The following is a 9,814-nucleotide window of genomic DNA, read 5'->3' as shown; positions in this document are numbered from 1 at the left end:
CTCGTGTACGGCACCGGCGGCTTCGCCTACGGCTCGGGCAGCGCCGACCGCTCGTTCGGCGGCTATGCCGGCAACGACAGCTTCCGCACCGGCTGGGCCGTCGGCGGCGGCATCGAGTACGCCCTGCCCACCGAGTCGTTCCTGAACTTCTTCCGCTCCTCGGCGGTGACGCTCAAGGTCGAAGGCCTGTACGTCAACCTCGACCGCAACACCCGCAGCCAGGGTGCGCTCGTCGTCAACGCCGCCAACAACTTCCCGGTCGTCTACAGCGGCGTCGGCCGCCGCTCCGACGAGTTCGCCGTCGTCCGCGCCGGCCTGAACTACAAGTTCGGATCCTACTAAGACCCGATCGGACCACGCCCGGCCGAAAGGCCGGGCGACGCGGTGGGCGGGGGCCGAAGGTCCCTGTCATCCGGCGAAGCCGGATTGCCGCGGGGTCGCACTTCGCATCCCCAGCCCGATCATCCTGGCCGCGAGGTCGGCACCACCCCGGGAGCGCAAGCTTCCGGGGTTTCGTCCGTTCCGGGTCTGCGCGGTCCGAGGACCGCCCCGGCCTGGGGGCGGTGCCGGCGCCGCCGTGCCTGCGCCCGCCCGACGCAGCGCGCCGGAGCGGATTGCGGCCGCCGGCTGGCGGCCGCAGGCTCTGCCGGACCCGACCGGAGGATCAGCCAAGCGCCCAGAAGAGGGGAAGGGCACCGGCCAGGAACAGCGCGGAGGAGATGAGCACGGCGGCGCGCTCGCGATGACGGAGGAGAAGGGCGTGGGGTCGGGCGAGCATGTGGGGAAGCCGGATCGACTGTGTGCGGCCATGCTGGCACCCCAACCGTGACGGATCGGGGGCAGGGCGCCTCATCCACAGGCGGTCGTCGCCCGGTGTCGCAGCCGCGCCACACTCGGCCGGCGCCGGGCGGAAGCGGTTGCGGCGGCGCGGGCCAAGGCCCCGGCGCCCGGCCGTCCTCGCACCGCCCGCCGCGCAGGGGCCGTCTCGGTTGCCGCGGGATCGATGGGAAGCCGTGGACGCGTCGTCGGTCTATGCGACCGCGGAATCCGGGCCGCCCGTCGCCACGCACCCATCCGGAGCGCGGAGCTGGTCGGCGAACCGCTCGATCGGCTGCGGCTTGCTGATCAGGTAGCCCTGCGCCTCGTCGCACGCTTCCGCGGCGAGGAAGCGCATCTGCGCGTCCGTCTCGACGCCCTCCGCCACGACGCTCATCCCCAGGCTGCGGCCGAGCCCGAGAACCGCGCGCACGATCACCGCCGCCTGCGGGCTGGCCTCGACATGGCCTACGAACGACCGGTCGATCTTGATCTTGTCGAAGGGGAACGCCTGCAGCGTCGCCAGCGACGAGTAGCCCGTCCCGAAATCGTCCATCGCGATGGCGATGCCGAAGGCTTTCAGGCGGCGCAGGATGCCCAACGCCCGGGCCATGTCGTTGATGATCAGCGTCTCGGTGATCTCGAGTTCGAGCCGGGTCGGCGCCAGGCCCGTCTCGGTCAGGATCGCCAGGACGCGCTCGGGCAGGTCAGCCTGCTCGAACTGGCGCGGCGACAGGTTGACCGCCACCTTCAGGGGACACTCCCAGCGGGCCGCCTCCCGACATGCGGCCCGCAGCACCCACTCCCCCAGCAGCAGGATCAGGCCGCTCTCCTCGGCCAACGGAATGAAGGCATTCGGCGGGATCAAGCCGCGCGTCGGATGCTCCCAGCGCACCAGCGCCTCGAACCCGAGGAGCCGGCCGGTGCCGGTGCTCACCTGCGGCTGGTAGTGCAGGATGAGTTCGTCAGCCTCGATCGCCTGACGCAGGTCCCGCTCCAGGTCGCGCCGGGCCGCTTCGGCCTCGTCCATGGTGTGCTCGAAGATCCGGTGGGTGTTCCGGCCCTCGGTCTTCGCCCGGTGGAGCGCCAGATCGGCGCGCCTGGCCAGCGTCTCGCTGTCGAGGCCGTGGGCGGGCGCTTGCGCGATGCCGACGCTCAGGCCCACCTTCAGCCATTGCTTGCCGAACGGGATCGGCGCCTGGACCGCCTCGATCAGGCGCGCGGCCAGCGTTTCCGCGTGGCAGGGATCGCCCGCATCGGCCACCAGCACGGCGAATTCGTCGCCGCCGAGGCGCGCCACCGTGTCGTCGGTCCGCAGCACCGCGCGGATGCGGTGGGCCACCGCCCGGAGCAGGAAATCGCCCGCCGCGTGGCCGAGGCTTTCGTTGACGGCCTTGAAGCGGTCGAGATCGAGACACAGCACCGCGCAGGCACCCCCGTGGAGGTGCAGGTCGGCGAGCCGGATCTCCAGCCGCTCGTAGAACAGGGCGCGGTTGGGCAGGTCGGTGAGGCCGTCGTGGCGCGACATGTGGGCGATCTGCCCCTCGGCCGACTTGCGCGCGCTGATGTCGATCTGCGTGCCGATGAACCGCAGCGCGCGTCCGTCGTCGGCGCGGGCCACGACCTTGCCGCGGGTCATCATCCAGGCCCAGGATCCGTCTTTGCGCCGCATGCGATGCTCGCACGCGAAGGTCGGCGCCCGTCCGCTCAGGTGCTCGATCAGGGCGCGCTCGGCGGCGCCCGCATCCTCCGGGTGGAGCAGAGCCCGCCACGTGTGGGCGTTGCTCGCCAGCTCGCCCGGCTCGTAGCCGAGCACGCCCCACCAGCGGTCGGAGGACCACGCCTCGCCCGTCGTGAGATCGCAATCCCACAGCCCGTCGCTGCCGGCATCCTGCGCCAGGGCGAGCCGCGTCTCACTCACCTGCAGCGTCTCTTCGGCCCGCTTGCGCGCGGTGATGTCCGTGAAGGTCCGCACCGCCCCTCCGTCGGGCAGCGGCACGGTCCGGATTTCCAGCACGGTGCCGTTCGGGCGCTCGCGCTCGTAGGTGTGGGCGCCGCGCTCCACCCCGCGATCGGCCACCCATCGCCGCAGGGCCTCGCTTGCCTTGCCGAACTCGCCCTGCGCGATCTGGTATTCCCGGACAGCCTCGAAGGTCGGGCGGGACCGCATCAGCGCAGGCGGCAGGTCGAGGAGCGCGAGGGCGCGCGCGTTGCACACCTGAACGACGCCGGCGGCGTCGATCATCATGAGGCCCTGGTCCATCGTGTCGAGGACGGTGTCGAGGCGCTTCGCCTTCTCCCGCAGCGCGACCGTCCCACTCGTCATGCCCGGGGATCCCAATCGTCCGCCCGCGCGAACAGTCTACCGGATGGTGCCCGCGCCCACCTGACGGGACACTAGCAGGGCGGAGCTTTCCGGATTCTTTCCGATGGATCAGAATTCAATTGCTGCGTGTAATTCCGTCCCTTCGCGATGCGGTCGCCTGTGCCGCGTGCGGCCGGTGCGCGGCCGGCCGTTCACGCACCCTCGTCCCGGACGAGGGCGAGAAGGTCCGCACCCTGTCCGCGCGCCGAAGGTCCGTCATGGCGCCGATCGTGCCGGTCGTGCTGGCCGGCGGCGACAGCGAGGTCCTGCGGTCCACAGCCGGCGTCGAGCGGGAGCCCGAGTAAGACGCTGACGAACCGGGTTGGCGTTGGAAATCTCCCGTCCCGCGGCATAGACCTGCGGACATCTGCGCAGCCGCGACCGTCGACGGACGCGCTGCTCTTCGGACAGGGTGAGAGAAGCGATGCGCGCAGTCCGTCTTTCCGGCCTGGTGTCGGCCGGCCTCCTTCTGAGCCTGCTGGCGGCCCAGGCCCAGAACCCGTCTCCGGACGAGCGCAGGCGCGTCCAGGCGGCGAAGCTCGCGGGGCTCGCCGGCTTCGTGAATCTCGAATGCCCAGACCTGCGTAGCGATTCCGCGCGCCTCAAGCAGACCGTCGAGGCCCTGGGCGTCGACGCCGCCAGCCTGGAGACCGGCGACCTGCACCTGATCGCCACCCGGTACATCGAAACCTATCGCAAGGACGTCGCGGCGAATTGCCGGAAGGCCGAGGAGACCTTCGGGCCGCGTGGGTCCGTCATCCCCGGCCTGATCGTGCCGCGTTAGCAGCGGCCGGGGCCGCGGGTTTCCTCACACCGGGCGCCCATCCCGCGCCAGGGCGATGTGCAGGAGGTCGGCGAGGCTGCCGGCGCCGAGCTTCTGCTTCATGCCCGAGACGACGGCCGACACGCTCCGCTCGCTCATCGACAGGCTGTCGGCGATCGCCGCGTTGGACTTGCCCACCCCGAGCAGGGACAGGACCTGAACCTCCCGCGCGGTCAGGCGGGCCAGCGGCGAGTCCAGCAGCCCGGCATTCAGCATGGCGATCCGGGTGGCGACCTCGTGCGGCAGGTAGCTGCGCCCGGCCGAGACGGCCTCGATCGCCTCGTGGAACCGCGTCACCGCCGTGTCCTTCAGGACGAAGCCGTGCGCCCCGCCCTCGATGGCGCGGGCGACGATCACCGGGTCGTCGTGCATGCTGAAAGCGAGGATCCGGGTTGCCGGCTCCAGGGCCCGCACCCGGCGGATCAGTGACAGGCCCGACAGGCCCTGGTCGCGGAAGCCGAGGTCGGTCACCACCAGCCCGGGCCGGTGGCGGTGGAAGGTGCGGTAGCCCGACACCACGTCCGCGGCCTCGTGGACCGCCCGGAGGCCGGCATCCTCCGCGAGGTGGCGGAAGCCGCGCCGCACGACCGGATGGTCGTCGACGATCAGGACCGCGTCGAGAACCCGCGGGCCGTCCCGCCCCGCCGGGCGGTCGGCCGAGGCCCGGGCGGTGCTCACGGTGTCCCCTCCAGGGCCGGGTGCGGGGCGGCGAGGCGCGCCAGCGCGGCCGCGTGATCGGCCCCCTGCATCCGGGCGTTGTAGTAGTGCTGGCACATCTCGCCGTAGAGGCTCTTTCGGCGGCCGCGCCCCGCCGCGATGCCCCCGAGACCGTCGAGGATCGCGCCGTAGCCCGCGCCGAGGCCGGCCTCGGCCAGCATCTGGCCGAGCTGGACGGTGCGGTTGGCGATCATGCGCGGATCCTCGATGAAGCCGTCGCGGGCCCCGGCCAGCGCCGTCGCCATCGCGCGCACCCGGGGATCGTCGGCCGGCAGGGCCGTCCCGGCCTCGCGGCCCGCGAGCCAGCGGGCCGGGTCGGTGCCGTCGGTCGGCGCGAGCCAGGCCGGCAGGGTGCCCTCGGCGGTGGTGGCGACCACCGCGCCGGCCTCGTCCGCGCGCTCGTCCGACCCGCGGTCGCAGGCGCCGAGGGCCAGCAGGACCAGGCCGGACGCGATCCGGACGCGGCCGGCCCGGCTCATCGCGCGGGCTCCCCTACGGCCAAGACCGTGCGCGGGCCCTCCGCCACCTTGATGCGCGCCGTCTCGCGCCATGTGGCGAGATCGATCACAGAGACGTCGTCCGAGAACCAGTTCGCCACGTAGGCCAGCGGGCCGGCCACCGCGATGCCCTCGGGATAGGGTCCCACCGCCACGGTGGCGACCACCTCGAGCCGGGCCGCGTCGATCACCGTCACGGCGGCGGCGTGCTGGTTGGTGACCAGGACGCGGCTGCCGTCCCCGGTGACCGCGACGCCGTAGGGCATCCGGCCGGCCGGAACCGTGGCACGGGCCCGCAACGTCGCCGTGTCGATCACCGTGAGATCGCCGCTGCGCACGTTGGCGACGTAGAGGCTCGCCTCGTCCGGTGAAAGCGCCAGGGCGAAGGGCGCCTCGCCGGCCGGGACGACGGCCACCCGGGCCATCGTCCCGGTGTCGATCACGCTGACCTGACGGCTCTCGCGATCGGCGACGTAGAGCCGCCCGCGCCGGTCGAGGACGAGATGGGCCGGGTCGCGGCCCACCGTGGCGGCGCCCTCGACGGCGCCGGTCGCCGCGGAGATCCGCAGGACGCGGTCGCCCGACCAGTCGCCGACGAACAGGTGCGCGCCGTCCGGGCTTGCCGCGAGGCCGAAGGCCTGGCCGGGGACGGACAGGCGGCGGGGCGGCTCGCCGGGCGCGACGACGGTCACGGCGCGCCCGTCCGGGTGGGTCAGGTAGAGGCGGCCGGCCCGGTCGGTCGCCGCCGCGACCGGCGCCGGCCGGAGCGGGATCCGCCCGGCCACGGTCCCGGCCTCGATCCGCGCCAGCTCGGCCCCCTGCTGGCTGACGACCCAGACGGGGTCGCCGGCCGCGGCCGCGCCGCCGGTCCCGGCGGCGGCCGCGAGCGTCGCGATCAGCCGGAGGTGGCGCATGCGGGGCCTCAATGGGTCGTCCGGCCCTCGACGGCCGCCTTCAGGCCCTTGAGCCCGTCCGCGAAGTAGCGGTTCATCGCCGTCCGCCCGGCCTCGTCGCTGAGGTTCTCCGGCGGCTCGTTGCCGGTGTCGCCCCGGTAGAAGCGGCCGATCCACGACACCTTGGAGCCGGTCCCGTCCGGAGTGACGGTGAGCGTCGCCGAGTATGAGGAGACCGGGAGCGCCTTCAGGTCCGGGTCGGACATCCGGTACGCGTAGGTCCGGCCGTCGGCCAGCCACTCGTCCAGCCCCTCGATCAGGGTGCCGCCGGCCTTGAGGGTCACCCGGCGGGTCGTGCCCTCGACATTGCCGCCACTGGCCTCGGCCTTGGCCACGTCGGGGTGCCAGCGCGCGATGCCGCCGAAATCGCCCACCACCGTCCAGACCGCCTCCGGGGGCGCCTGGATGGTGATCGACTGGTCGATCTTCTGCGGCGTCGGCCCGTGGGCCAGCGCCGCGCCGGCGAGGCCGACGACGGCGAGGCCCGCGGCGACGGCCGGGACGAGGGCGAGGGGCATCCGCATGGTCAGGTCCTGATCGGTCCGGTTGGAACGGGGGTTGGAACAGGGGGGACCGCGCGCCCGCGGAGCACGCGCAGGGCGCGGGCGAGGGGCCGCGCCAGGAGGGCCAGGAGCGTCAGCCCCAGGGCCGCCGCCAGGAGGGCGGGCCGCGGGTCGAGGCGGCCGGGCAGGGGGCGCGGCGTCGCCGCGGTGCGCAGGGGGGCCGCGAGACCGCCCGGGCCGTCGAGATGGACGTAGCCGAGGCCGGTCTCGGCGGCGAGGCGCTTCAGGTAGGGCTCGCGGACCGCGGAGAGGTGCTCGGTGCCGTGGGCGGCCTGGGCGCCGAAGGGGGCGTTGCGCGGGTTGTAACCCTCGCGCGATTCCGCGTCGGCCGGGGGCGGCCCGGAGCGGTTCTCCTGCTGGACGTCGCCCTCGCCGAGGAAGCCCGTCTCGCGCCCGCGATCGTCGAAGCGCGGGATCGGTGACAGGCCGTAGCCGCCCGCCCCGACGATCAGCCCGCGCACCGCCCCGGGCCTGCCGTCGAAGGTCGGGCCACCGGAGGCGGGCAGGGGCGGCGTCTCCTGGCCGTCGGTGAGGAACAGCAGGTCGGCGTCGATCTCGCCCGCCATGGCGATCGACCGGAACAGGCCGGCCGCGACGCGGCTGTCCCCCTCCCAGGCCATGCGCGGGTCGAGGGCCGCGATGGCGCCGTCCAGCGGCGCGAAGTCGGCGCAGACCTCGACCGGCGTGAACAGCAGGAACGGCCGCCGGTCGGTGAACAGGCCGAGCGCCACCCGCGAGCCGCAGGGGAGGTCGGGCAGCGTCGCCCGCAGCGCCGTCTTGACGGTCTCGAGCCGGCTCACGGATCCAGCGGCGGCGAGATAGTCGCGCACCGCCATGCTGCCGGTGATGTCGACCACCGCCAGCACCGACACGCCGGTGCGGGTGACCGGGATCGGCGGGGCGACGAGGGCCGCGAGGGTCAGCGTGAGGGCGGCCGCCAGGGCGCGGAACCGCCCGTCGCGCAGGTTTCGGGCGACGAGGGGGGGCAGGACGGGGGGCAAGACGGGGGGAAGGACTCGGCGCGGTCTCACGGGCCGCCCTGCGGCTGGCCGGGAATGTCGGCCCAGATCTTCTTCGGCTCGGCGCGCAGCTCGTCTCCGGTCTTGCGGTCGAATTCCGGGTAGTCGCGCACGAGGCGCGAGGCGACGTCGAGGTTGTACTTGGCGTCCCAGAATTCGGGCCGGGCCTGGAGGGCGCGGCGGTAATCCTGCCGCGCCAGCGTCACCTGGGGCGCTGCCTTGTCGAGGTCGCCCCGGCCGATCAGCGCGAAGGCCTGCCGCATCCGCGCGTTGCCGATGACGTACCGCGCCCGGGCCGCCTCCCGCGCCGCGCCGGCACGGTCGAGGGCGTCGAGGAGGGGCTCGGTCTCGCCGAGACGGTCCCGGGCGGCGAGGAAGCCGATCCGCGCCGCCAGGAGGGCCGGTCGCGCATCCGGGTCGACCGGTCGGTCGCGGCCCGCCTCCAGGGCGGCGATCCGGTCGTCGTCGCGCGCGGCGCTCCAGCCCGAGACGGCGAACCACAGGGCGGCCGCCACGAGGACCAGCGGCAGGGCGACCAGCAGGGCGGGCCGGACTCGGCGCCACGCCGCGGCGACGCCGAGGTGGGAGACGGCGGCGCGGCGGCGCGGGGCCGGGTCGTCGAGGAGGGCGCCGGAACTCATGCCGCCCTCCGCACCGCCGCGCCCGCGGCTTCCGTCGTGGTCTCCGCATCCACCGGCGCGCCCAAGAGGTCCGCCTCCGCGAGCTTGGCCAGGATGAGCATCGCGAGGCCGAGGGCGGCGAGCGCGGCGGCGAGCCCGGTCAGGTCCCGGCGCGGGCGCTCCTCGACGTAGGGGATCGGGTCCCGCTCCAGGGCCTCGATCTGCCCGATGGCGGCGGCCACCGCCGCGGCGCCCTCGGCCTCGAAGGCGCGGTAGGGCACGCCGAGGCTCTTGAAGAACAGGTCGAGATGGCGCTCCGGCGCGGCCTGGGGCGTGTCCTCGCCGGCCGGCCGGTCGGCGATGCCGGGCGATCCCTCGGTGCGCAGGAACAGCCAGTACAGGTTCGGCCGGATCCGCGCGACGGCGGCGCGCAGCTGGTCCTGGAGGCGCGGGTCGATCACCGCGGCGCCGTCGGAGACCAGCAGGAGCACCCGCGAGGCGCCGACATCGATTCCGAACTGCGACAGGGCCATGCCGAGGCCCCGGCCGATATTGGTGTAGTCGAGGCCGGGCCGGTCGATGGCGGCGATCGCCGCCCGCACGGCGTCGTGGCGGTCGGTCATCGGCATGACCAGCATCGGCGCGGTGGAGAAGGCCGTCACGGCGAACAGGTCGTGCGCCCGCGCGCCGACGAAATCCGCCAGGAGGCGCCGGGAGGCCGCGGCCTTCGATTCCTCGGCGCCGGAGGGCTGCCGGCCCGCGAAGGTCTCGTTCATGCTCCCCGAGCGGTCGATCAGCAGCGAGACCTGCGCGCCGATGCCGAGGCGCCCGATCCGCGCCCCCGTCCGGTAGGGGCCCGCCAGGGCCACGATCAGGCCGGCGACGGCCAGAATGCCGGCGAGCGTCAGCGCCCGGCCGAGCCAGGCCGAGAGGGGGTCGGCCGGGGCGGCGGCGACCGCCGGCACGGCCGTCCGGCGCAGGGCCGAGCGGGCCAGCGGCAGCAGCGCCAGCGGCAGCAGCCACAGGATCCAGGGATCGGTCGCGCCGAGGCGGGTGATGAGATCGGTCACGGCCTCACGCGCTCCGCTCCGCCGCCGCGAGGCGCACCAGGAGCGCCTCGGCTTCGGACAGCGGCCAGGCCGCGCGCGCGGCCGGCAGGCGGCCGCCGAAGAAGGCGAGGCGCGAGGCCTCGAAGAAGCGCGCGAGCAGCGCCGCCTGTCCCCGGAAGGCCCCGTGCCGCGCCAGGAAGGCGCCGAGATCGTCGGCCAGCACCCGCCTTCCATCGGTCTCGTCGAGGCCCCGGTGCAGGGCCAGCAGCGCCGCCCGGTAGGCCTGATCGGGCTCGGCCCTCGCCCGCCGCCGGAGCCCGCGCAGCGCCGCGGCGAAGGGGCGGCCCCGCCGCTGCCGGAACGGCCCCCAGGCGCGGTCGTGCGCCAGAGCC

At 74.4% G+C, this 9,814-nt stretch carries 10 protein-coding genes and 1 pseudogene; 2 read left to right on the top strand and 9 right to left on the bottom strand.

The annotated features are described in order from the left end of the window. The coding region (locus ACXJKQ_RS26945) for an outer membrane protein (protein WP_457108741.1) at positions 1 to 342 on the top strand (342 nt) is incomplete at its 5' end. 688 nt (positions 343 to 1,030) lie between these two features. Here ACXJKQ_RS26945 and ACXJKQ_RS26940 read toward each other — a convergent pair. Then, a complete protein-coding gene (locus ACXJKQ_RS26940; protein WP_457108740.1) occupies positions 1,031 to 3,142 on the bottom strand; it encodes a putative bifunctional diguanylate cyclase/phosphodiesterase in 2,112 nt (703 codons plus the stop codon). Between the two features lie 463 nt (positions 3,143 to 3,605). Between ACXJKQ_RS26940 and ACXJKQ_RS26935 the strand changes: the two genes are divergently transcribed. Further along, positions 3,606 to 3,965, top strand: coding sequence for a hypothetical protein (locus ACXJKQ_RS26935; RefSeq protein ID WP_457108739.1), 360 nt, complete (start codon positions 3,606 to 3,608; stop codon positions 3,963 to 3,965). Between the two features lie 24 nt (positions 3,966 to 3,989). Here ACXJKQ_RS26935 and ACXJKQ_RS26930 read toward each other — a convergent pair whose 3' ends face one another. From ACXJKQ_RS26930 to ACXJKQ_RS26895, 8 genes and pseudogenes are all read right to left on the bottom strand, one after another. Next, a complete protein-coding gene (locus ACXJKQ_RS26930; RefSeq protein ID WP_457108738.1) occupies positions 3,990 to 4,682 on the bottom strand; it encodes a response regulator transcription factor in 693 nt (230 codons plus the stop codon). After that, entirely contained in the window at positions 4,679 to 5,200 is a 522-nt protein-coding gene (locus ACXJKQ_RS26925) for an MxaH protein (protein WP_457108737.1), read from the bottom strand. Before ACXJKQ_RS26925 ends, ACXJKQ_RS26930 begins: the two co-directional genes overlap by 4 nt. Then, positions 5,197 to 6,132 (bottom strand): YncE family protein, encoded by a 936-nt coding sequence (locus ACXJKQ_RS26920; protein WP_457108736.1) that lies wholly within the window; start codon positions 6,130 to 6,132, stop codon positions 5,197 to 5,199. The genes ACXJKQ_RS26925 and ACXJKQ_RS26920 overlap by 4 nt, the downstream gene beginning before the upstream one ends. Before the next feature lie 8 nt (positions 6,133 to 6,140). Next, on the bottom strand, positions 6,141 to 6,695 hold the full coding sequence (locus ACXJKQ_RS26915) for an SRPBCC family protein (protein ID WP_457108735.1): 555 nt from the start codon (positions 6,693 to 6,695) through the stop codon (positions 6,141 to 6,143). 2 nt (positions 6,696 to 6,697) lie between these two features. Further along, positions 6,698 to 7,765, bottom strand: a complete 1,068-nt coding sequence (locus tag ACXJKQ_RS26910; protein ID WP_457108734.1) for a vWA domain-containing protein — start codon at positions 7,763 to 7,765, stop codon at positions 6,698 to 6,700. Then, entirely contained in the window at positions 7,762 to 8,394 is a 633-nt protein-coding gene (locus ACXJKQ_RS26905) for an MxaK protein (RefSeq protein WP_457108733.1), read from the bottom strand. The genes ACXJKQ_RS26910 and ACXJKQ_RS26905 overlap by 4 nt, the downstream gene beginning before the upstream one ends. Further along, positions 8,391 to 9,443, bottom strand: a complete 1,053-nt coding sequence (locus ACXJKQ_RS26900; protein ID WP_457108732.1) for a vWA domain-containing protein — start codon at positions 9,441 to 9,443, stop codon at positions 8,391 to 8,393. Before ACXJKQ_RS26900 ends, ACXJKQ_RS26905 begins: the two co-directional genes overlap by 4 nt. A 4-nt stretch (positions 9,444 to 9,447) precedes the next feature. Continuing rightward, a pseudogene (locus ACXJKQ_RS26895) lies at positions 9,448 to 9,814 on the bottom strand (nonribosomal peptide synthetase MxaA); the annotation flags it as partial.

This window comes from Methylobacterium sp. P5_C11 (assembly GCF_054049775.1).
The sequence above is the reverse complement of the archived record's forward strand: the minus strand, read 5'-3'. Positions and strand labels throughout refer to the sequence as shown.

Bases quoted from the DNA above. Each gene is read 5' to 3' on its own strand.
- ACXJKQ_RS26925 (WP_457108737.1), bottom strand. From the start codon at position 5,200: ATGAGCCGGGCCGGCCGCGTCCGGATCGCGTCCGGCCTGGTCCTGCTG.
- ACXJKQ_RS26915 (WP_457108735.1), bottom strand. From the start codon at position 6,695: ATGCGGATGCCCCTCGCCCTCGTCCCGGCCGTCGCCGCGGGCCTCGCC.
- ACXJKQ_RS26920 (WP_457108736.1), bottom strand. From the start codon at position 6,132: ATGCGCCACCTCCGGCTGATCGCGACGCTCGCGGCCGCCGCCGGGACC.
- ACXJKQ_RS26940 (WP_457108740.1), bottom strand. From the start codon at position 3,142: ATGACGAGTGGGACGGTCGCGCTGCGGGAGAAGGCGAAGCGCCTCGAC.
- ACXJKQ_RS26905 (WP_457108733.1), bottom strand. From the start codon at position 8,394: ATGAGTTCCGGCGCCCTCCTCGACGACCCGGCCCCGCGCCGCCGCGCC.
- ACXJKQ_RS26935 (WP_457108739.1), top strand. From the start codon at position 3,606: ATGCGCGCAGTCCGTCTTTCCGGCCTGGTGTCGGCCGGCCTCCTTCTG.